This is a genomic window from Streptomyces sp. NPDC001100 (assembly GCF_053598575.1).
Genome location: NZ_JBSFKO010000027.1, coordinates 77431 through 100555, shown reverse-complemented (window position 1 = coordinate 100555; position 23125 = coordinate 77431). Strand labels below are relative to the sequence as shown.

General features: G+C 70.1%; 14 protein-coding genes. 8 read left to right on the top strand and 6 right to left on the bottom strand.

Translation table 11 applies throughout. The features are described from left to right. Positions 1-41: 41 nt before the first annotated feature. From ACWDEW_RS32620 to ACWDEW_RS32610, 3 genes are all read left to right on the top strand, one after another. Positions 42-1691, top strand: a complete 1650-nt coding sequence (locus ACWDEW_RS32620; protein WP_450517567.1) for an ISAzo13 family transposase — start codon at positions 42-44, stop codon at positions 1689-1691. A 158-nt stretch (positions 1692-1849) separates the two neighbouring features. After that, complete coding sequence (locus tag ACWDEW_RS32615; protein WP_450517516.1) at positions 1850-3292, top strand: restriction endonuclease; 1443 nt, start codon at positions 1850-1852, stop codon at positions 3290-3292. Positions 3293-3383: 91 nt separating this feature from the next. Next, a complete protein-coding gene (locus ACWDEW_RS32610; protein WP_450517514.1) occupies positions 3384-5099 on the top strand; it encodes a hypothetical protein in 1716 nt (571 codons plus the stop codon). Between the two features lie 229 nt (positions 5100-5328). On the opposite strand, the gene ACWDEW_RS32605 is transcribed toward ACWDEW_RS32610, so the two are convergent. Beyond that, a complete protein-coding gene (locus tag ACWDEW_RS32605; RefSeq protein ID WP_450517565.1) occupies positions 5329-7683 on the bottom strand; it encodes an nSTAND3 domain-containing NTPase in 2355 nt (784 codons plus the stop codon). 8 nt (positions 7684-7691) lie between these two features. Further along, positions 7692-8540, bottom strand: a complete 849-nt coding sequence (locus ACWDEW_RS32600; protein WP_450517512.1) for a hypothetical protein — start codon at positions 8538-8540, stop codon at positions 7692-7694. Between the two features lie 373 nt (positions 8541-8913). On the opposite strand from ACWDEW_RS32600, the gene ACWDEW_RS32595 reads away from it, so the two are divergent. Genes ACWDEW_RS32595 through ACWDEW_RS32580 form a run of 4 tightly spaced genes read left to right on the top strand, consistent with a single transcriptional unit; the run spans position 8914 to position 13596 of the window. Further along, positions 8914-10761, top strand: coding sequence for a KAP family P-loop NTPase fold protein (locus tag ACWDEW_RS32595; protein ID WP_450517511.1), 1848 nt, complete (start codon positions 8914-8916; stop codon positions 10759-10761). Next, positions 10761-11537: a hypothetical protein gene (locus ACWDEW_RS32590; RefSeq protein ID WP_450517509.1), complete on the top strand. Its 777-nt coding sequence runs from the start codon at positions 10761-10763 to the stop codon at positions 11535-11537. The genes ACWDEW_RS32595 and ACWDEW_RS32590 overlap by 1 nt, the downstream gene beginning before the upstream one ends. Next, positions 11537-12826, top strand: coding sequence for a hypothetical protein (locus ACWDEW_RS32585; protein ID WP_398685671.1), 1290 nt, complete (start codon positions 11537-11539; stop codon positions 12824-12826). The genes ACWDEW_RS32590 and ACWDEW_RS32585 overlap by 1 nt, the downstream gene beginning before the upstream one ends. After that, the gene (locus ACWDEW_RS32580; protein WP_398685669.1) at positions 12823-13596 is read left to right on the top strand and encodes a TatD family hydrolase; all 774 of its coding nucleotides are present in this window, start codon (positions 12823-12825) and stop codon (positions 13594-13596) included. The genes ACWDEW_RS32585 and ACWDEW_RS32580 overlap by 4 nt, the downstream gene beginning before the upstream one ends. Before the next feature lie 171 nt (positions 13597-13767). Here the strand turns inward: ACWDEW_RS32580 and ACWDEW_RS32575 are convergent, their stop codons facing one another. The 4 genes from ACWDEW_RS32575 to ACWDEW_RS32560 form a co-directional block, all read right to left on the bottom strand. Continuing rightward, entirely contained in the window at positions 13768-14760 is a 993-nt protein-coding gene (locus ACWDEW_RS32575; protein ID WP_398685667.1) for a hypothetical protein, read from the bottom strand. Positions 14761-14858: 98 nt separating this feature from the next. Further along, complete coding sequence (locus tag ACWDEW_RS32570) at positions 14859-17270, bottom strand: Mu transposase C-terminal domain-containing protein (RefSeq protein WP_450517508.1); 2412 nt, start codon at positions 17268-17270, stop codon at positions 14859-14861. Next, positions 17267-18001 (bottom strand): hypothetical protein, encoded by a 735-nt coding sequence (locus ACWDEW_RS32565; protein WP_398685663.1) that lies wholly within the window; start codon positions 17999-18001, stop codon positions 17267-17269. The genes ACWDEW_RS32570 and ACWDEW_RS32565 overlap by 4 nt, the downstream gene beginning before the upstream one ends. Before the next feature lie 166 nt (positions 18002-18167). Further along, positions 18168-19109: a hypothetical protein gene (locus ACWDEW_RS32560; RefSeq protein WP_450517506.1), complete on the bottom strand. Its 942-nt coding sequence runs from the start codon at positions 19107-19109 to the stop codon at positions 18168-18170. Positions 19110-19504: 395 nt separating this feature from the next. Between ACWDEW_RS32560 and ACWDEW_RS32555 the strand changes: the two genes are divergently transcribed. Further along, positions 19505-23116 (top strand): Helicase associated domain protein, encoded by a 3612-nt coding sequence (locus tag ACWDEW_RS32555; protein WP_450517504.1) that lies wholly within the window; start codon positions 19505-19507, stop codon positions 23114-23116. The last annotated feature ends 9 nt before the right edge of the window (positions 23117-23125 follow it).

Below are 23125 nucleotides of genomic sequence, written 5' to 3'. Positions count from 1 at the left end.
CTTGCTGAGGTTGATGGTGTGGTAAGTCGGCATCTGTGCGGATTTTGGAAGCAACACTGGCAGTACTGGACGTGAAGTTCGCCGAGATCCTGCCGCACTTGGACGAGCGGCAGCGCCGCCTCTATTTGGCATCCGAGGCTGCCGCGCTCGGGCACGGCGGGATCACGGCAGTGGCCAGACTGGCGGAGGTGTCGGAGTCGACCATCGCGCGGGGCCGCGACGAACTCGCGACCGGGACACCGGTACTGGGGCGGGTGCGCCGCTCCGGCGGCGGACGCAAGTCGGCCGCTGAACGTGATCCCGGTCTGGTGCCGGCACTCGCGGCCCTGATCGAGCCACGGGAGGTCGGCGACCCGGTCTCCCCGCTGCGCTGGACCACTGCCTCGCTGCGCGACCTGGCCCGGGAGCTGGCCGCGGCAGGCCATCCGATCAGCGCCCCGGCCGTGGGCAACCTGCTGCATTCGATGGGCTTCAGCCTCCAGGGCATGGCCAAGACCCGTGCCGGTAGTCAAGTCCCGGACCGTGACGCCCAGTTCCGGCACATCAACGCCACGGCCGAGCGGTTCCTGTCCCAGGGACTGCCGATGGTGAGCGTGGATGCGAAGAAGAAGGAGCCCATCGGCGACTTCGCCCGCGCGGGCCGCACCTACCGCCCAAAGGGAGCGCCGATCACGGCTCCGGACCACGACTTCGTGGACCCCGACACCCCGGTCGCCATTCCGTACGGCATCTACGACCTGGGACAGGACACCGGCTGGGTGAACGTCGGCACCGACCGCAACACCGCCGCCTTCGCGGTGGAGTCCCTCCGCCGCTGGTGGAACCAGCAGGGCCGGCAGGACTATCCCGACGCAACCCGGCTGCTGGTCACCGCAGACTCAGGAGGGGCGAACTCCGCAGGCTCCCACCTGTTCAAGATGGACCTGGCCGCCTTCGCCGACGAGTGCGGACTGACCATCACCGTCCTGCACTTTCCACCGGGAACATCAAAGTGGAACAAGGTGGAGCACCGTCTGTTCTCCCGCATCACCCACAGCCTGCGCGGACGGCCCCTGACCAGCTACGAGATACTGCTCCAGAGCATCTCGGCCACCCGCACCCGCACCGGCCTGACCGTCAGTGCCGTCCTTGACGAGAACGACTACCCCACCGGGCGCACGCTCACCAAGGACGAGCGCAAGGCCGTCCTGCAGCGCGTCCAGCGCGACGACTTTCACGGTGAGTGGAACTACACCATCGCTCCATACGACCCCCAGCAGGCACCGTCTGCTGAGCCGGACGGGGCGAAGGCACCGCCGATCCCGGCCGAGGCCACCCACCTGCTCACGCACCCCGCTCTGACCGGCATGTCCCGCGAGCTGTTCGACCGGCTCGTGGAGGAACTCGAACCCTGCCGCCGGGTCCTGGCCGAGGCGGAGCGGGAGAAGAGGAAGGGCCTCAACCGGCGTGGATACAACCCCGGGTTCGGTTTCCTCGACCACCGCCATCGCGTCCTGGCCGCCGTCTTGAGCCGTCGCAACACCGTCACCCTCACCCTGACGGCCCGACTGCTCGGCCGGGACCGCAACACCCTGAGTTATCACGCTCACCGGACCATGCCCCTGCTGGCCTTCGCCGCGGCCCCCGACATCACCGCGGCCATCATCCAGCTGTGCGTTCTCATCTGTGTTGCGGTAGAGAGATGGCTTTGACCTGCGATGCTGCAAGTTACTGAGATACGCTCCGGGAGCTTTGTTGAGGCCGATCAGGGCTTTGACCTGTAGTACCGCAAGTCTGATGAGAAACCAGTAGTTGTGTTGAGAATCCTGGTAGCGGCAAGCGGGGTGGCTGACCGGCTACCGTCGGCAGCGTGACAGCGCACGCCGTATCCGGCTCTCCGGTCCCCGCCCGACTGACACCGCTCATGGCCGCCTACCAGGAGTTGGACCTGTGCGCGCCGGGCCAGGAGACGGCGCGCGGGCGGCGGTTCAACGCGTTCCTGGCCGAGGTGCTGCGCTGGGGCGGCCTGCGGGACGTGGTCAGCGACCAGCGCGGGCTGGAAGGCCGGGATGAGACCGATGTGTCGTTCATGCTCGGCTACACCCCCTACATCCTCGAGGCCAAGTGGCAGCATGCACCGGTCGATGCCGGCGCGCGGTCGAAGATCAAGGAGAGGCTGGAGGGGCGGCCGCCGTGTGTCCGTCCCGTTCTGGTGTCCATGTCCGGCTTCACCGAAGCGGTGCGCAAGTGGGCGGACTTCCATGCGGGTGTGGTGTTGCTGGATCGCTCGAATGTCGAGGCCATGGTGTCCGGGCTGATCAGCGCAGAGGTTCTCTTCTACCGGCATCTGGCCGTCACCAGCCGACGTGGCGGTTCGTACGTGCCGTTGGCGGACCTGCTGCCAGAACCGGAGGTGGGGCCGCCGCCGTCATTCCTGCAGTCCCCGGCGCACGGCATCGACGGATTCCCCGCGATCCCCGAGCCGGGCGTCACGGTCACACATGTGCTGACCGCCGACGGTGCCTGGGCGGAAGGCGAGATCAGCGGCCTCGCGTACACCGGCGGTAGGGGACTGCTGTGGACGACGATGTCCGGCATGCTGTGCGTCGAGCCGGCAACGGGCCGCAGCTCTTGGACTGCGGGTCCCGCCTTCTGTAAGGGGCCGGCCCTCGTGACGCCTGACAGTGGCATCCTCCTGCACAGTGAAGAGGCGGTCCTGCGGATGACGGGCAATCACGTGCACGTGGTGGGCGGCGGGTTGAAGGGCCATGGTCGGCTGATGCCCGGCCCGAACGGCACCGCCTGGGCGTTCACCACCCAAGGGCCGCGGACCGCGCAAGGGTTTGGCGGGCACACGCTGACCCGGCTGGGCGACACGCTCGCCGACAGCACCTCCTACGAGGTCGACTTCGCCGGGGGAGTCCACGAGGCCGCACTGACCCGGTCCGGCACCCTCTTCCTGGCGGGCGGCGGGCGTGACGTCACGACCCGCCTTGAGGAGGGTCTGCACTGCCCCAGCGACCGGTGGGCCAACTCCGCCCCGCTCACCCCGCAAACAGCCCTGGCCGTCGGCGAGCACACCATCCTGCTTGCCGGCCCGACCGGGCAGGGCATGGAGAAGTCCCTTGTCGCCGTCGATACCCGTACCCACCGCTCGACACTGCTGCTGCGGTTGCCGAACACCACCTACATCACCGGCCTGGCCGCCGCAGGTGAGGACACCGTTTACCTGCTCACCGACATCCGCGGCAACGGCCAGGCCCCGCGCCCCCACCTGCTGCACGTCACCATCCCGGCCTCCGCCCGCCCGTAAGCCGTCGCGCACTGCCCTCGCATGGAGAGCCGGTGGCGGCCGCTCGGGCACTGGGGCCCAGGATGTGCGAGCACGGTGCCATCCTTGTGCCGTGATCACGCCCGACCAGCTGCGCAAGCACTCCAAGAAACTCGTCCTGGACCCGACCGCGACGCAGTTCCTCACCCAGGCCGAGCATGAATGGCCTGCCGCGTCCGCCCGGTGGGCCGCCCACACAGTCGAGAAACTCCTGGCCGCTTGCCCGCCGCCCACCACCCTGGAGCCCGTGGAAGCGGGGGAGTACTTCACCCTCCTGCGCCAGACCCTCGAGCAGGACCTGCGCGCTGTGGCCCAGTCCTACCCGGCCGTCCAGTGGCTGTGGTACCTGCGCCGCCTGCCCGACCTCTTCGAGGGCGAGCTGCCCACCACCGGCCCCTACGACCGCGGTCTGATGGAGCTGATGGCCACCACCAGCACCAAGCCCTGTTCCGCTCTGCCCCACAGCGGCGGGCAGATCGCTTTTCCCGTCACCGATGGGGTGGTCCGTCGCGTGCTGCGCCTGGCCATGACCACCATCGTCCTCAGCGACATCCACTCCCGACTGCGCCGGGCCGGCAAAGGGATCGCCTTTCAGCCGCAGCCCGGCCACCACCTGCCGGTCAACGTGCCCACCGCGCATCTCGAGGAGGCCATCGCCCTGTACGACCAGCGTGTGGCCGCCTTCGGCGCCGGGCTGCTCGGCGCTGGCACTCAGGTCTTGTCCGAGGACCATCACGAGGACGATCCACTGCCCATCATCGCCGTGGCCCCCCTTCCCACCTGGCAGGGGCTGCCGTCCTGGCAGGGCACCCCCGACGACGGCACTCCCGTCGTCGTGTGGGGCCGCTTCGCCCCACGCGGCCTGTCCCTGGGACAACTACGCAATCTGTTGACCCTCAGTAACCCTCACGCTGCCTGGTGGCAGCCCCAACTGCCAGCCCTCGTAGCGCTGTTGCAAGCTCTCAGCCTCTACCTCCTTCACCACACCCGTCATGGCTGGCTCAGCCTGACCCGCTACGGCTACGTCACTTTGGGCCGCGACCTGCTCACCGGCTACCTCGCCCATGTACTGCCCATGCTGCGCAGCGAACTGGACACCTGGTTCCCCGACCACCATCTGACCGAGCCCGACACCGTCCTGACACTGCTGGACGAGCTGCCGATGACCACATGGCCGCTCACCCCACCCCCCGTGCTGCACCACGCCGGCCCCGACATCGTCGTCGACCTCGATGCCGCCACCCGCCACCTGCTCGCCCTGTGCACCATCGCCCCCGAGGGACAGGGCCCGCTGGTCAACATCCGGGCCGAGCACTTCGAGCAGACCGTGCAGAGCCTCATCGACCGCTCGCCCTGGAGACCCTCACCCCACGCCCCCCGCCGCGGCCTCCAGCCGCGCCCGCACGGCCAGAACGTCCTCACCGACTTTGACGCCGTCGGCGAGGACGGCGACACCCTGCTGCTCGTCTCGTGCAAGAGCCGCCCCTACACCGGCCTCTACGACGCCGGCGATTTCCGTACCGTCCGCAACAGCGCCAGCCTCATCGAGCAGTCCGTCGCCAAGTGGCAGCAGGTCACCCACACCCTCACCGAGCAGCCTCAGGGCACCAACTACGACCTGACCCGCTACCAGCGCATCCTGGGTGTGGTGTGCCTGCCCCACACCCCCTACACCCCACTGGGCGATGCCACACAGATCATCGACACCCGCCCGGGCGGACAGACCCTGCGCAGGGCCTGCGGCTACAACGAACTGGCCGCGTGGCTGAACGCCCCAGCTGCCGACTGAGGCATCCACCAGCAACACAGCCGACCCGGCGCGGCCGGAGCATCGCGGCCCACAGCCACAGCCGGGCTCGCGGGCGGCCGCCGACCAGGCACCCGCCCCCCACCGGGGCGAGCCCGTGCCCGCATGCGACGGCGCAGACCACGCGGCACGCGGCGGGCCATCGACCGAGGCGAGGCCGCCACACAGGACTCCTGCCACGACGACCCGGATCCCGCACCAGAGCCTTTGATCACCAGTCGAGGTCGTCGAACAGGCTCCGGCGGGTCGCCGCGTCCTCCTCGCCGGCTGTCTGCACGTTCACTGTGGTGGCGGTGCTGCGGTCCCAGTTCTCGTCGGCGGCACTGGGCGGAAGGTCCTGGCGGCCTTCGTGGTAGAGGTCCGACGTGTAGTCGAACTCGCCTGCCGCCTCGTCGTCCTCGCGCTCCTCAAAGGCCCGGCGATACCAGAGCAGAGCATCCTCTACCGGATCGTCGTCATCGCCGGTCGCACCAGCCAACCAGTCGTCGAGCAACTCATCGCGGCGCGCGAAGAGTTCGCCACGCACGTGGGCGAACAGGCGGTCACGGTCCTTACCGGTGAGGAGGATGTGCCACGCCTTCTTCTGCCAGTCCTCGTCTTCGATCCAGGAGGCATCGGGGGCGGAGACGGCCAGCTTCATCATGTGAGAGATGGCCTGCTGCCGTGCCTGTTCGGGCAGCAAGCCCGCTTGGTGCAGCCGCGCCAGTACCGGCGGGCGGGGGTCGTAGCAGGCAGGAGAGCCGAACTGCACGAGCATGTTCAAGAGTTGCGGATCTGCACAGACGTATGCGCGCAGGAAACCCTGGCTGCTGTTCTTCCCCAGGTAGGCCAGGACACTCTGCTCCCGGTCATGGCGCTGCTGCCACGACTCGAAGCGTCCGGGTGGCTGACGCCGCGCGGCCAGTCGTTGAGCCGTCGCGTGATAGAGCGGGGGAGGGATGCGCAGCAGGGTGCCCTGACGCTGCCTGCTGCTCGGCTCAAGACAGTCCGTGCGCGACAGCAGGGCCTGATCGCTCATGCCCATGAGGACTACGGGCAGGAGGTGGGGCTGCGTGGTCAGCCAGGAGGCGAAACCCTCCCGCAGCGTGGGGTGATGGAACGTCCAGTACGTCTGCCCGTCGACCGAGGTGTTCAGACGCAAGAAGGTGCCGCTCAGCGTGACCAGAGCCCTGCCGACGCCACCTGGAGTGGACCCGGCGCGCTCGACGATGTCGCGGTCGCCCGCATCGAAGACGAAGGGGCTGGGCAGGCCAGGCAGTGCTCCGTCCCGGCGCGTTGCGTAGGTGAGCGCGAGTGCCGCGTGAGCGTTGGCATCCAACTGGTCATAGACATCCCGGAGCAGCTGAGGGGACTCGACCATGAAGTCCGTGATGCCCTGCCGGGTCAGAGACAGACTGGAAGTGAACGCCTGCAGCCCCAGGCGGCGTGCGGCCTCGGGGCGGAAGGGGGCGGCGTCAGCGGCTGCTTCCAGGTGCGGCTTCATCCGGGCGCGCACCTCTTGGGGCTGGTCGCCGGCGGTGAGGTGGTTGTACAGGATCTGCTGGCGCTCCGCGCGCGTGAGATCGGCGACGTCGACGGTGACGTGCTGCTCATGCAGCAGCGGATAGGCATACGGCTTCAGCAGCGGCCGGGCCTCGTTGTAGATGTAGCTGCGGGAGGTCAGCACCACCCGGGCGCCGTTCTTGACCGCGCTCATCACGTGCGGCAGGTCGCGTGCCCAGGCGTGGGTGAGGTGATCCTCGTGGCGGACCGCGCCGAAGGCGTCGTCGAGCCAGAACAGCTGTTCCTTCTCGTGTGGGTTCCACCGCTGCACGAGCTCTTCGGAGGTGCGTGCCTTGATGGCCGCGCAGCCCCAGTTGTCGGCCGCGCTGATGGCCAGCATCAGTGCGATGACGGATTTGCCGACGGCCGGGTCACCCAGCAGCAGCACGAAGCCGTGATCCCGCAGTGCGCGGGCCGCCTTGCGGTACGCGCCGGTGACCACGAACGTGGCCACCTGCTCGGGCGCGGACGCCATGAGCACCGAGGCCTGGGTGTAGGCGCGTTCGTCGAGGATCTGCGACAGATCCCCCAGCCCGTAGACGCGGGGGACGAACATCCGCAGCCCGCGGTGCGTGGCGATCATGTCACTGAGCCACTGCCCGTCCCACACCAGCGGATGCGCCACCCCGCACGCGCGCAGCCGCCGGCGGATCTCCTCCTCGGAGGCGCCAGTGACCCGGGCGTTGGTCAGCAGCACATAGGTGCCGCACATCCCCCGTTCCACCAGCGCGGCGGCCTTGGTGAACTCGTCCTCCAGCTCGGACGGGGCGAGCGTGGCGCCGGCCTTCTTGGTGTGCTTGCACTGCAGCACGAACGGCCCCGGCGGCACACTCTGCACCCCGTCCGGCTCGGCCGGCGGCTGCCAGATGCCGTAGAACGCGCCGTCCCGGCCCCCGTCGTTGGAGTCGGCGAACGCTTGCACCGACTGCCCCCACACCTCCCGCAGCACGGCCGCACACAGGTCCTGAAAGGCCCGCCATCCCAGTGTGTGCAGTGCGAAACGGGGCGAGCCGGCAGCGACCACCTCGCCCCTCACACGCCGTCCTCGCCGTCGTCGGGATCAGGCAGCGCGGCCATGGCCTCCCACATGGCCTCGTCGTCGTAGTCCGGCATGACCAGGTCCGGGGTCAGGCTGTCGCTGTCGGGGTCCAGTTCCTCGGACTGGGCCAGCACCTCAACCAGGAACCCTCGGGCGGCCTTCAGCAGGCCGGGATCCTCCAGCCACAGCCCGAACTCCAGACTGCGGCGGGAACTTTCCGTGCCGTTGGCGCTGCCCAACCACAGCCGGTGCGGCCTGAAACCGGTGACGTCGGCCACCCCGCCCAGCGCGTCCTCGTCGTGCCACCACAACTCGCCCAGCAGCAGCATCTTGGTATGCAGGATCGGCACGAGATGGTTGTCCACCTTGCGGTAGCCCAGGGTGCGGAGCGCCGACAGCCGGAGGTCCTCCCGCGGCGAGCCGGGTCCCAGCACCGGCGCCTTGCCGTCCTGATGGAAACGCAGCTCCTCCAGCTCGGATAGAGCCTCCGCCGGGAAGCCGGCCGCGTCCTTAACGGCATCGGTCACCTTGCCCAGCTTGGCCCTGGCGCGCTTGCCCCGCGGCTGCTTGCTGACCACCACACACGCGGCCGGGAACTCGGCGATGCGCTGCAGCAACTCGGTGTCGTCCACCCACAAGAAAGCCCCGAGCATCGCCGGGCCCAGACTGCGCGAACGCCGCTGCTGCTGCAGATCACGGCGGAACGTGTCGATCCCCTCGATGAGCCCGGCCAGCACGTTCGTCCCGAACCGGGCGCGCTGTCCCCCCTGCTCCAACACCGTCTGAACGTCGAACTGATCGGAAAACGACAGACCCATATATCCCCCCTGTGACGTGTGCATTATGACGCACGGTCACCGGCTCCCGGCTCGCTTGCTGCACGGACAAGCTCCGCCGCTCAGGCGACCCCGGCAGGACCTGCCGGCCGCAGTTCGACCTGTCCTCCGGGGGGGGAGTTCCGGCAGGTCATCAGGGCGCCGGGATGCATCTGCGGATGGCGTGAAGGCCTTTGTGTGCTGGCGGGGCGTCGGCGATGAATGCGGCTGTTGCTGTTGTTGGCGGAGAGTCGAGGGTTATTGTGTGCTTTCGCTGCGCTCCGAGACCGGTCGGGTACGCGGCGGGTGGAGCGAAGATCGACTGCGGCAAAGAGGTCGCAGACGGGGGGACCGCGTGAGCGATGAGTCTTCACGGCTGTGGTCGGATGAGCCGACGCGCTTGGACCTGCTGTCTTTCGACGCCGTGGCCAAGACCGTGGTCCAGGCCGTACTCGACGACGCACTCGACCCGGTGACGGTGGGGATCTCGGGTGCCTGGGGAAGCGGCAAGACCTCGGTGCTGCGCCTGATCGAGGACGCGCTTGCCCCACAGCCCCCCGAGACAGACGCGACCATTCTCGTGATCAGCACGGATCCGTGGCGCTACGACCCTGGCGTCGGCGCCAAGGAGACCCTGATCAGCGAGGTGCTCGCCGCCGTCGCCGCCGAACTCGCCCGTAGAGAAGAACCAGGCCAGACCCCCAGCCGCACCAGGGCGCTGCTGACCAGGCTGAGACAACGGGTCGACTGGGCGAAGGCCCTGCAGGTGGCGGCCAGGACATCGCTGACCCTGCAACTGCCGTCCGCCGACGACCTCACCAGCCTGGTCAACACCGAGCCGGATAACCAGGACACCGGCGCAGCAGAACCGCTCCCTCGCGGACTTGAGGAGTTCCGCACCGAGTTCAGCACCCTGATGGAGTCTGCGGAACTCGGCCATCTCAGGCGGGTGGTCGTGCTGGTCGACGACCTCGACCGCTGCCTGCCCGACACGGTCGTGGACACACTGGAGACGATCCGGCTGTTTCTGGCTGTACCGAAGATGGCGTTCGTCGTCGCCGCTGACGAGCACCGGGTGGCCGATGCGCTGCGGGTCCGCTTCCCCGATCCCGGCAACGGACAACAAGCCAGCAGTGAGCGGTACGCCGAGGAGCCCGCCAGTCTCTACCTGCACAAGATCGTGCAGACCACGGTGCCGCTGCCCACCCTGAGCCGGTTCGACACCGAGGCGTTCCTCGTCCTGCTGCAGCTCTCCCAGCGCCTGTCCGATCAAGACCTCACCCCCTACATCGACGCCTGCGTACGCCTGCGCCGGGAGAAGGGCCTGCTGGACAACCTGGCCGCGGCCGTGAACGGCAACGACATCTCCGCCGAACTGGCCTTTGCCTCGCGGATGACTCCCATCCTCTACGAGAAGCTCCACGGCAGCCCCCGCCGCATCAAACGGTTCCTCAACGACCTGCGGGTACGGCAGTCCGTCGCCGACCATCGCGGCATCGTGCTCGAACCGGAGATCGTCGCCAAGCTCATGGTGCTGGAGAAGCTCCTGCCTGACGCGTTCACCACCGTGCTGGGCTGGCTGGCGCGCGGTGAACTGCGCTCACGCCTGACCAAACTGGAAACAGCCGCCGGCCGGCCCGCCTCCGATCCCACCACCCCCGACGCCGCCGGGCCCCCGGACGAAGAACCCGCCCCGGCGCCCGAGGAGGAGACCGAGCCGACGACCTTCGACGACGAACTCATCCGATGGGCCAAACTCCCCCCAGGCCTCGCCACCGTGGACCTGGCCCCTTATCTGTACCTGGCGGCAGCGTTCTCCGGCGAACAACTCCTCGACACGGGTCTGCCGGGCAGGCTGCGCGACATCGCGGCCAACCTGCTGTCCACGGTGCGTCTTGACCAACGCCGAGTGACCGACCCCGACATCGCCGCACTCGGCGAGGACGACGCCTTGAGCCTGATCGAGTACCTCGCCCGGGCAGGCCGGGACCGCCCGGCCGAACAGACCGCCGCCGTGCGCGGCGTCGTGCGCATCACCACCGCCTACCCCGCCACCACTGACCGGACCGCACGGCTCCTGCAGTCCGTCCCGGCCAGCGAACTGGAACCGGCCACCATCCTGACCGTCCCAGCCGACACCCCTGCCTTCCGCAGCGTTCTGGAACACTGGAAGGCTCACGCCCCGGCCGACCCGGACCGGATCAAGCGGGCCCTGGAGATGGCGCTGAGCACAGGAAGCCACGCCTGATGGGCACCAAAGGCTCCTACACCGGAAACGGCACACAGGCCAGCAAACAACTGCAGCAGAACGTCACGCAGTGGCTCGACGCCCTCGCCGACTCAGGCCCTGGCGCACCCCCTAAACCCCCCAGCCCGGACCAACTGCTGCCTGCCCTCGGCCTGTTCAGGCCCTCTGGCGGGCACGCAGACGGCCCCGGCGGCGGAGCGGGCGGAGGAGGCGCCGTCGGCGGAGGAGGCCGTGCCGGGGGAGCCCAGCGCACGATCGCCCAGTCCTCCCGCACCGCGGGCCGCGCGGCTGCCGCGGCCTACGCCTACCGCACCGCCAACGTGCAGGCACTGCAGGAACTCGGCCTGGACTACGCAGAACTCCAGGCCGCAGCCAGCGATCCGATCGACTGGACCCGCCGGATCGTTCAGGCCGCCTGCGGGCCGCTGTCCGACGGCACCATCGAGGACCAGGAGCGCCGCTTCGTCGCCAGCGAGGTGGCCCAATGGGTCCTGGAAGCCGGTGCCGACGGCGCACCGCCGAGCCCCGAGGACGTCGTCCGGGAAACCCTGGCCCTGATCATCTTCGAGGCGGTCATCGGTGAGACCGCAGCGGAGATGAACGACGGCACCCGCCCTGCCTGGGCCACCGCCGACGGAGAACGCCAACTGCGCGAGACCGCACGCGTCCTGGCCGAGCGGGCCTCCCTCACGGTCACCGGCCCCAGCACCGCAGAGATCACCCGGGCCGTCGAAGAGGGCATCAACGCGATGCGGTCCATCTGGATGGAGCCCTGATGCCTGCCTACACCCTGCGCCTGGACGCGGACACCGCACCATCCGAGCCCGACGGCATCACCCCGTTCTGGTGGCCGTCAGGCCCGGGCGGCTCCTTCGTCTCCACCCTCGGACCACGCCTGGGAGCACTCGGCCCCGTCCCCGAACCCAACATCGAACTGGTACGCCTGGCCGCCCTCGTCTACGCCGCCGACCGCACGACACCCCGCCGTGCCGCCCGCTCGAACTGGACCCAACGCACCTTCGAACTGGACGTGCCCGTCTACGCGCCAGCCCGCTGGGACGTGCTCCGTGAACGGCTCGAAGCCCTCCTGGGATTCCTGTCCGGCGATCGGTGGTCGATCCGCTTCCACCGAGCCGACCCCCCGCAAGAAACAGTCCGCGCCACACCGTATCCCGGGGTCCGGCGCGTAGTTCTGCTCAGCGGCGGCGCCGACTCCGCGATCGGAGCCCTGCTCTCCCGCTACGACCTCGGCCCAGACGGGCATCTCCTGCTCTCCCACGTCGGCGCCACCACCCTCGCGCCGATCCAGCGCGACATCGCCGCTTGCATCGCCCGCCTCATCGACGGACCCCAGCAGTACCACCGGGCCCTGCGGTTCTCCCGCAGAAGCCATCAGCCCACCGGCGCCAAGCTGCGCAACGAGTACTCCACCCGCACCCGCTCCCTGCTCTTCCTCGCCCTCGGCCTGGCCGCCGCAGCGGTGGAGAAGGTACCGCTGTGGATCCCGGAAAACGGCTTCGCATCCCTCAACGTGCCGCTCACCGCCGACCAGCGCGGCGCCCTGTCCACCCGCACCACCCACCCCCTCTTCCTGCAGACCCTGGCCGCCATCGCCCGCGATGCCGGAGCCCACGCCGTCATCCACAACCCCTTCGCCACCCACACCAAAGGCGAGATGTTCACCCAGGCCGCCAAACTGGTCGGCCCCGCCCCGGCCGCCGAGCTGCTCAGCCGCACCCACTCCTGCGCCCACACCGGACACCGCAGCCACCGCATCCCCGTACGGACCCACTGCGGAGTGTGCTTCGGCTGTCTGCTGCGCCGGGCCTCCTTCCGCGCGGCCGGCCTCGACGACTCGACCGACTACCTCCACGCCCGGCACGACGAGAACCTCAAGACATACCTGGACGGCAAGTCGGTCGAACCGTCACTGCGCACCTTCCTCGCCCGCGGCCTGCACCCGGCCGACATCACCACCCTGAACCTGCCCTCCGACTACCCCACCCGCCAGGCCTACGAGCTGTGCCGGCGGGGCATCGCGGAACTGGAGCTGCTGTACCCATGAGGCCGAGCGCACTGCCGCCGCTGGACCTGCACGCGCACATCGACACCAGCGTCCCGGCCCACGACCTCGCCGGCCTGGGCGCAGTCGTCTTCGCCGCCACCCGCTCCCTGACCGAGGCCGCCCAAGCCGTCCAGCGGCACGACGAGCGGATCATCTGGGGAGTCGGCATCCACCCCGGACTCGCCCGCAGCCACACCGGCTTCGACCCCGACACCTTCACCCAGCTGATCGACCGCACCCCCCTGGTCAGCGAGATCGGACTCGATGGCAAGAGCCGTGTCCCGATGGACCGCCAGCAGGCCACCCTCCGCCGGATCCTCGCCGTGCTCGCCCACACCCCGCGCATCGCCAGCATCCACAGCTACGCCGCCTGCGCGCAGGTGCTGGACGAACTCGAACGGTCCCCGGCACCCGGCATGGTCCTCCACTGGTGGCTCGGCGAACCCGCTCTGACCGCCCGCGCCGTCGGCCTCGGCTGCTACTTCTCCCTCAACGCCTCCGCCATACGCAACACCACGCTGCTGGAAGCCATCCCCCTCGACCGTGTCCTGACCGAGACCGACCACCCCTTCGGAGACCGCAGCTCCAGACCACCGCTCCCCGGCAACGTCGCCCTGGTGGAGCAGGCACTCGCGCGCCACCACCAGATGACACCCGAGGACATCCGCCGGATCGTGTGGTGCAACCTGGCCACGCTCGTGCGCGACACCCGATGCTCAGCTCAGCTCAGCCGACGCGTGCGATCCCATCTCGCCTCACTCCCGCTGTGATGAGCGGATCAGCCTGGTGAGCAGCCTCGTTCTTCCGGGTTGGTCACACGACGAGCCGGTGGAGCGGCGTCATGCCGGTATGGCGCCAGTGAGCCGGAGCCGGCGGGTTGCCGCCACCACCGGCGATGAGCATCCCGAGCTCTTGGCGAGTACGAGGGGATGGGGCCCCGGTCACCACGCCGTGTCGTTCTCGTCTGCCACGGGAAGGTCAAGGTAGCGGGCGGCGTCGTGCAGGACGTCGCGGGTAATGGCTTCCGTGCGGTCGAGGATGGCAAGCTGGCCGGCCATGCCGACCAGAGGGGTGAGATGTTCCATGAGCCCGTCGGTGATCCGGTAGATGTCCTTTTCGTAGTCCAGGAGGCTGCCGGGCTTGTGGTGCCGCAGCCGCAGCCGGCCGTCGAGGGTGGCCACGGTGCTGACCCATTCGTCGGGGTGCTCCTTGCAGCGGGGCGGCAGCCGGTTGACCCACAGGGTGGGCACCGAGCGCGGCCGGATCGGGGCGGTGGCCTCGGTGGGACGCCGCAGGGCGGGGAAGCGGGCGGCGCGGGCTTCCCGGAGGATGTCGCTGGAGCCGATGCCGCTCCAGAAGACGGTCAGCCCCAGTTCGTCGGCGAGGTAGTCGAAGAAGTCGAAGGTCGGCTGCAGGTCCTCGGTCCGCAGACGGTCGATTCCGTCGACGAGACAGACCTCCGTACGGGCATGGCGCATGACGTGGACGGCGGGGCCGGTGAAGTCCTTCATCCGCTGTACGGGCCGTTGTTCCGTGTCGGAGCGGTACAGGTCCCAGCCGATGAACACCGCCAGGGCCGCGGACCAGTCGGCGGACGAGCCCTGTTCCGGAGGGGCGTTGACACAGACCACCGGGATACGGTCGTCGTCGATGCCGTGAAGCTTCTCGCGGCGCCCCTGGTGGGCCAGCCCGATGTGGTGCAGCAGGGTGCGCTTGCCGGTGCCGCGGCAGTCGCTGTCGATGGCGACGTGCTGGCAGGGGTGGCGGCGTTCGCCGTTGAGGCGCAGCAGCCGCCGTGCGGTCTTCAACCCTGTGGCGATGTCGGTGGTTTCGACGAGGCCGAGCTGGGCGTGGTAGCGCACCCGGGGGTCGTCCTCGTCGGGTGTGGAGTCGTCGGCCGCCGGGATCGGGGGAGGGGAGGGCTGGTGGCGCACGCGTGCCCGCCAGCCGGACAGGGTGGTCGGCGGCCCGACAGGGAGGATCGGTGCCGGCGCGGGAGGCGGGGCGCTTCGACCATCGCGTACGGGGGTTCTCACTGGTTGTCTCCTTGCCGTGCGCTGTCCGGTTCATCGCCGGGCAGGCCGCCGGGCGGAGTGGCGGGGCCGCTGCCGGCCCGGAAGGTGTCCTCGGGGCGCGGCCTGCTGTCGGTGCCGCCCGCAGGCCCCGGGTCGGTGGAGGCGGCGCGGTGGAGGCCGGGCAGGGACGCCAGGAATTCCTCAAGGCTCTGGCCCGCGCCCCGGGCGGGCTCGGAGGGGTCGAAGAGATCCCCGGCCGGGCGGTCGAGGGACCGGAACGGGCGGACGGAGTCCGGGTCCAGGGGCGGCATGTCGTCGTCGTAGGGCTCGTCCGGCGCTGGCAGCGCCGGACGGGACGGCACAGCCGTGCGGGGGGCCGGGCTGCTCGCGGGGGCGGCCTGCGGGCCGGCAGCGGCGGTGCGCAACAGCTGGGCGGTGGCGCGGGTGATGGCGGCCTCGTCGCGGCGGCTGCCGCCGCCGGCGAGGTGGAGGTGCAGGGCCTCGGCCCAGGCCTCCTCGGTCCACCGGTCACTCAGCAGCCTGCGGTGGATGAACGGGACCTCGATCCACGGGTCGGTGCCCGGTTCGGCCCGGTGATTGAACAGCCAGGCAACCTCGGGATGGTCGGGGGAGTAGTGGACCTCCCACCGGCCCTGCTGCGCCGTGATCCCGGAGGATCCGCGGCAGGGGTCCAGCTTCCCCCGGCCGAGGTTGTAGGTGCGGTTGTTGATCTGGAAACCCTTGCGGCTGACCCGCACCCACACCGCCGGCAGCAGCTTGCGGTTCTCCTGCTCGGCCAGGGCGGTGGACCGGTAGCCGCGCAGGGACACCAGCGCCGCGTACATCTGGTTCGGAGTCAGACGCAGCCCCGGCGTGAAGGGGGAGCGGAGCGCCCCGTGGGGGGTCTGCTGCCAGTGGAGGACCACCCACTGCTCGAACAGCTCCTGGAGCTCGGGGATCGTCCACAGCGGCTGCTTGCGGACGCGTTTGCCGCGCAGGTCCAGGCGGTGGTGGGTGTAGGAGGCCAGGTACTGGCTGAAGCCGGTCTTCACCGCCCGCATGGCGCGCTCCACGATCGCCTTGTCGGCGGCGGTGCGCAGGCGCGCCTCGCGCACCTCGATGCCCAGGGAGTGGCAGGCGCGGGTGAAATCCTCCGAGACGAACGGTGAGCCGTGGTCGACGACGAGTGTTTCCGGCTTGATCACGGGCCGTGCGGCGGCACCGGCGAATCGGGGGTCGGCGGCCAGAAGCTCCTCGAAGGGCAGGTCGGAGCCTTCCATGAACGTCTCCGGCGCCCAGCCCGGCCGCGCGGGAAGCGGGGCTGTGGTCTGGGCAACGACCTGCATGGTGTCGAAGGAGCGGGTGGCCCGCCCGGCGAGCCACCGTCCGGTCCCGCCTGTGCGGGCGACCCGCTTGGGCACGATCAGCGAGCCGACGATGCTGCGGGTCGCGACACAGATCGCGATCGTGAGTTCCACGGAGATAACCCGTCCGTCGTCCCCGAGGACGAGGACGTCCAGCCCGGTGGTGTCGATCTGCACCAGTTCCCCGGGCCAGCGGGCCCAGGTCGCCCGCCGGGCCCCGGGCCGCGCCGGCGAGATCGCGGACCCGGCCGCATGCCGGGCCGCGGCGTGGTGCGCGTTCTCCGCGGTGATCCCCAGCCGTTCCAGCAGCCGGTAGAACGTCGCCGGACTGTTCACCAGCCCCCGGGCGGTCTTCGGGTCGACGAGCAGGTGTGCGTAGCGGGCCCGGATCGTCTGCTCCACCCGGTCGATCAGCCGGGACAGCGTTCCCGGTGACAGGCCCCTGGCACGCTCGTCGTCCAGGATCTCCCACACGATGTCGACCACTTTCCCGTCGACGCGTCCATGCGAGGTCGCGGTGCGCAGGAGCCGTTTGTCGACCAGGCCCATCAGGCCTTCTTTGCGCCAGGCCGCGCACTTTCGTTCCACGGTGGCCGCGGACACCGCCGTTCCGGCCTGGGTGAGCTGGTCGGCCTTGGCCTGGTACCGCTGGCGCAGGGTCCGGAGCTTCGGGTCGAAGGCCGGCTTGGGCGCGGTGGTGGCGGGAACGTTCGGGGCCTGCTGGTGCAGCACCTCCTTGACATGCCGCTCCCACTTCTCAGCGGCCCTGCGTACGTCGCGGGGCAGGGCATGGAACTCGCCGATGCGGCCGGGCAGCGTACTGCGCGGGGCCGCCCGGTTCAGCACGGCGAAGTCGGGGGCCGAGGTCACTGCCGTCTGCAGGATGATCAGTGGCTCTGCCGGTTCCCCGGGTTCCACCGGCTCCGCGACGTCGAGGAAGAGACGAGGTCCGTGGAAGGCGGTGACCACCCAGGCAGCGCCACGGAAGCGGATGGTGTCCCCCAGCGCGATGGTGTCCGCGGCGGCCGGCACTGCCGCTGCGACGTGCCGGGGAGCTGCGGTCACGCGACCTCTCCAGCGCAGGCCCATGCCGTCGACGACGGTGTGAGCGGGATGCTCGTGTCGGTGTGCAGACGCCGCGCCCAGATCAGGTGATAGGCGAGATCCAGCCCGAGCAGCGAGGGCAGAGCGGCGGCGCGCACCCCGGAGCGGATGGTGCGCGGCGAGGTGAACTGCTCGGCCAGCACCTGGTCCTGCCCCGCCGTGAGCCACCGTGGACTGCGGGCGGCATAGAGGAGTTGGAGATTGTCCAGCTCCACACCGTCAGGTGGCACCAACACCCGGACCTGCCAGCCGGCGGCTGACGCCGCCACGGCCAGCACCTCCTGCTCGTACCGCCATCGGTCGGTGAGTTCCTCCGGCTGTACGCAGATCACTTCGCGCTGTCCTGCCCGGGAGACGACGAACGCCGGCCGCACGCTGTGACGGCGCCCCTGTCCGCTCCAGCGCAGTTCCATCGGCGCCGCGCTGCGCAGTCCCACCGTGGGATCGCGGTCCAGGAGGATGGCGCAGTGCTGCTGACGCAGCGAGCCGCACGCCAGTAACTGGTCGGTGGCCGATGCCCACGCGTTGGTGACGAACGACTGCCGTCCCGGGTAGGGGATCGGCCGGTCCAACGGGGCCAGCTCTTCGAACGGCACCTCGGCGGCCCTGGTCACCGCAAGCTCACGCCGACGCCCGAACCGGTCCACATAATGGATGGCGATATCGCTCGCGCTGACCGGGATCCCCAGCATGTCCGCCCCCCTCCTCCGCCGGTGCTGCGGGCCACAGCCGCGCGTGTCCCCGCTCCAGCATCCGGGCAACGAGGAGATGTCCGCAGCGACTTGCGTCTCCACCCTCCGATCGGGGAAGCGTGCGGGCGTGTGTGCGAATCAAGGGAGGTCCCGCCCGTGCGGGACTTCATACGGCGGTGAACGGATCGCTCCAGTCCCAGGGCAGGCAGCAGCGGTCGAGTGACGCCGGATTCTCGTCGCCCTGATGGATCAGCGCCGTGACCGGCCGCCGCTCACGACGCCGGCCGCTGCCCTCACGGTCCCCTGCGGCCGGTGCGCACTTGTGGTGCCGGCCGAGCCACTCCGCCACCGGCACCTGCCATCTGCCCGGTGGCAGCCCGAGCTCACTAGCCAGTTGGGACAGCTCGGCCACCAGAGCAGCCTCGGCCGCGGCCCAGGGCCCGCCGGGCAGAGCGCCCCGCTGCAACTCGTAGCGCAGCAGCGCCCGGGCCACCTGCAGCACCTCCGGATACACCAGCAGCCATGCCGTCTCGACGTCTTCGGGCTGCAGCCCTGCCCGCGCGGCCCGCTCGGCCCACCGGCGGGCGTGCGGGGCACGGCGCCACCACCATCCGGCCAGAGCAAAGGCGTCCGCGACCAGCACGGCTGCGGTGGGTCCGAAGCGCCGCTCGAGCCTGCCCCGCCTGCGGTGCGCGCCGACGGACTCCGGCAGCCGGGCCAGATCGACGCCTCCCGGGCCGCCCTGGCGCACATGGGTGAACCGGCCGTGCCGCTCGCAGATCCTCCATCTCTCCGGCCAGACCAGCCACACCTCACCCCAGCCCCCGCCCCGCACCGCCGCGCACAACCCGCAGGCCGGCACCAGACAGTGCGCCAACGGCTCCCACGGCCACTCCCACCGCGCCCGCTCGCCCGGCAAAAGATGCGGTGCGCGCAGATGCGGCAGAGCCCACCGCAGCCGCGCGGACGGCACACCGAGCATCTGCGCGAGCCGGTCCGCCGCCGCGCCACTCAGGAGCACTTCCGCCAGATGCGGGCGCAGGGCCTGCTGCCCCGGCGGCCCGTCACCCAACTCGGCGAGCAGGAAGCCGACCTCCACCCCCTGCACACCGGCCACCCGCCACAAGAACGAACAGTTCGACTCGTGCGCCACAAAACGAACCGGTTGCCGCGACAGGCTCCCGCCCCACACCGCATCCCCCAACATGTCGCCCGCGCCCGGGCTCAGCGGCCACCCGGCCACAGCACCCCCGCACAGCCCTTGTCGATCCTTGCCGTCCGCCCGGCTGATGGGCCGCGGGCAGCGCCCCGCCGTATGGCTGTCCCGGCCCTGGTGCCCTCGAAGCCCGTGCGGCACTGCGCCCTCTCTACCACGGCGCACCGCTCCTCGACCGGAGGGTTCACCCCCAGGGGTGAGGAGGCCCGTATTGAGCACCCAGTGCCGTACACCCGTCCGCATCCTGCCCTTTGAAGCATCATCAGCTCGAGCGGGGGAGCCATCCTGTGCTGCACGACCTGCCTGCCGAACGCCTGCCCAGCGAACTGTGGACGCGCCAGCGTGCGGCGGCGGACTGCGTGCTCAACGCGTTCGCCATGGGATCCGAACGCCAGCAGGTCATCATGCCGTGCGGTACGGGAAAGACCCACCTCGCCGTCCACATCGCCCACGAAATCACCTCCGGCAGCCGCACCCTGACGGTGATGCCGACCCTGGACCTGCTCAACCAGACAGCCCGCGTCTGGCACACCTCCGGCCGGCCGGGCCACTTCTTCGGCCTGTGCTCCGATAAGCAGACCAGCGAGCCCGTTCTCAGCGGCGTGCTCACCATGACCAACGACCCGGCCTGGCTGGCCGCCGCCGTACGCGACGCAGACGGGCCCGTCAGCGTCTTCGCCACCTACGCCTCGCTGCCCAAACTCGTTGAGGCCCACCAGCGCCATCTGCTGCCGCGCTGGGACATCGCTGTCGTCGACGAAGCCCACCGAACCGCCGGCGCCCGCGCCAAGCCGTGGGCCGTCATCCACGACGACGACGCCATTCCCGCCCGCCACCGGCTCTACCTCACCGCCACACCCCGTATCTGGGACGTCAACCGCGGCATCACCACCGAGCCGATCGCCTCCATGGACGACGTCGACCTCTTCGGCCGCATCGCCTACCGCTACTCACTGGCCGAAGCCATCCACGAAGGACGGCTCGCCGACTACCGCATCGCCGCCCCCGAAATCCACAACCCGCAGCTGCACGCCTTCCTGGCCGGGCGCACACGCAAGGGGGCCCGCCGCACCCCCCAGGCCGACGCCATGCGCGTGGCGGCGGCCCAGCTGGCCCTGCTCAAAGCACGCGAAGATCACGCGATTCGCCGCGCGGTCGTCTTCAGCCGCAGCATCATCCAAAGCGAGGCCTTCGCCGAAACCTTGCCCGAAACCGCCGCCGCCATCCCCGGCGGCCACGCCGAGGACCTGTGGGTCACCAGCGTCCACTCCCGCAACCGCCGCCGTGAGCGGCAAGAGCGCCTGGCACGATTCGCACAGCCCCCACCAGACAAGCGCGCCGGCCGGCTGGCGGAGCTGAGCGTGCTGTGCAACGTCCGCCTGTGCGTCGAAGGCGTCGACTTTCCGCTGGCCGACTCCGTGCTCTTCGCCGACCCCAAGCAGAGCACCATCGACATCGTCCAGGCGATCGGCCGCGCGCTGCGCATCGGCCCCAGCATGAACAAGATCTCCACCCTGGTCATCCCCGTATTCTTCGGGCCCGGGCAACGCGCCGAGGAAGCGGCGTTCGGCACCCCGTACCACCTGCTGCACCAGGTCATGATCGCGCTCAAGGCGTACGACGAACACTACTTCTACCGTCTCCCGGTCAACGGGCCCCGACTGCTGCTGCCCACACCGGCTTCCGCCATCCGGCCCGCACGCGCCCCGGAGATCGCCCCGCACCTGATGCTGCGGATCATGGAACCGGAGCCCGACGTCTGGGAGACCGGGATGGCCTGCGCGCAAGCCTTCTTCGACACCCACGGACACCTGAGCGTCCCCAGCAACCACATCACCCCCGACGGCTTCCACCTCGGCTGCTGGCTCGGCTACCAGCGCGCCCTCAAGGCCGCCGGCAACCTCTCCGCAGCCCGCGCCGCCGCGCTGGCCACCTGCAACATGCCCTGGGCGCACCCCAAGAACAGCACGGAGACCTTCCTGGAACTCGCCCAGGCCTACGCCCGCGAGCACGGCCACCTGCTCCCGGCACCGACACAGACCTACCGGGGCCGTCCCCTGGGCCAGTGGCTCGCCGAACAGCGCCGCCAGGCAGCCGACGGCACCCTGCCCGCCCCCTACCAGCGCGCCCTGAAGGACATCGACCCCTGGTGGAACCCCGCCTGGCCCGAAGAGTGGCAGCGCATGTGCGCCCGCGCCCGCACCCACGGCAAGACCCTGGCCATCCCCACGGGCACGCTGCCGGCCGACGCCGACGCCCTCACCCGCTGGCTGGACGAGCAATTCGACACCTTCCCCGCCCTCGCCGAGGGCCAGCAGGCGCAACTGGCCGCGCTGCCCCTGCAGCACGACCCCCTGGCTCTCGCACTGCGGCGCCCCCTCGCCAGCCAGGCCGCCCATCACGCCCGCGGCCTGCGCGCCGCCCGGCGCTTCTACCGCGCCCACCAACACCTGCGCGTTCCCGTCGCCTACCTCGACGACCACACCAACCCGTGCTTCCCACTGGGCAAGTGGATCGCCGACCTGCACGTCCTCGCCAACGCGCGCCTCCTCAGCCGCGAAGAGATCGACTCCGTCGAAGCCCTGGCCATGGAATGGGCCCCAAGGCCCCAGCATGGGCGCACCCCGGCCACGCTCCCTGTCACATCAGCGGACACCACCGACAAGCACCCGCCTGCCCAGTGGCCGCAGCCGACACCCGGTATCGCCGACTCGCATGAACACGGTCAGGATTTCTGGGTCGCGGGCCGCGAACCGTCACCCCCCATGCTGCCCGACGTCATCCTCAACGGCGGCCGACGCATGCTGCTCAGCATGCCGGCCGGGGCAGGCAAGACCATGACGGTAGCGACAGCGGTCCATGAAGCCGCGAGCCGCGCGTGCCTGGTACTCGGGCCGGACCGGACCTACCTCCACCACGTGGTCAAGACCTGGCGCATGGTCAGCCGGGGGCCCCTCGTGGGCATCAACATCCGGCCCACCAACAGCGGCAAGGCGGGCGAGAAGCTGACCACCGCAGACCAACTGGCCGACTGGGTGGCACAACAGCCTCCGGGAGCCCTCGTGGTGGCCCGCTACAGCGATGCCGGGCTCATCGCCGAAAGCCACCGCGACCACCACCTGCCGCCCTGGGAACATCTCGTCGTCGAGGAAGCCCACCGCACTGTTGACGGCATCACCAGCTCGGACCATCCGCACGCTGTGATCCACTACGACGACGGCATCCTCGCGTACAAGCGTGTCTATCTGACGGCCACACCCCGCATCCCCAGCGAGCTGCCCGGCCCCGGCGACAGCCGAACCGAGACCGCCTGGGCCGTGGACATGCCCTCCCAGCCGATCTTCGGCACCCACCACCCGAGCGTGGACCGCGCAGAACTGGTGGACAAAGGACTGCTCAGCCCATACCAGCTGATGCGGATCCGAGTGCCCGAACTGCCCAGATTCCCCATCTGGCGGCCCCAGGCCCTCGGCGCAGCCCACCTCATCGAACAGCACCGCCTGCGCCGCGTGGTGGCCGTACTCCGGGACCGGAAGCAGGCCGAAGCCTTCGCCTGCCAACTCGCCGTCCGCATGCTCGACGCGGAGATCATCATCCCCGGGCAGGGAGCCGTGCGCTACCCGCACAACCAGCCGGTGATCCGCTGCCAGCGCGCGACCGACCCCACGCCCCCCGACCTCGACGCCCTCGTGCTCCCCTCCAGCGCCTACACCACGCTGGAACTGGTCGACGCCCTCTCGCCCCTGCTGGGCCAGCACTCCGAACGTGCCGCGCAGACAGCGATCATCGTCCCTGAACCCTATGACCCCGACGTCGACGCACCCCCCACCGCGCCCCCTGCCGTCCTGCGCCGCATCGCAGCGGCACTCTGGGTACACGACCCCGCCGGCCCCCGGTGACACCCGCCT

Excerpts from the sequence above, each read along its gene's own strand:
- ACWDEW_RS32600 (WP_450517512.1), bottom strand. The coding sequence starts at position 8,540 with ATGCACACGTCACAGGGGGGATATATGGGTCTGTCGTTTTCCGATCAG.
- ACWDEW_RS32590 (WP_450517509.1), top strand. The coding sequence starts at position 10,761 with ATGGGCACCAAAGGCTCCTACACCGGAAACGGCACACAGGCCAGCAAA.
- ACWDEW_RS32585 (WP_398685671.1), top strand. The coding sequence starts at position 11,537 with ATGCCTGCCTACACCCTGCGCCTGGACGCGGACACCGCACCATCCGAG.
- ACWDEW_RS32580 (WP_398685669.1), top strand. The coding sequence starts at position 12,823 with ATGAGGCCGAGCGCACTGCCGCCGCTGGACCTGCACGCGCACATCGAC.
- ACWDEW_RS32565 (WP_398685663.1), bottom strand. The coding sequence starts at position 18,001 with ATGCTGGGGATCCCGGTCAGCGCGAGCGATATCGCCATCCATTATGTG.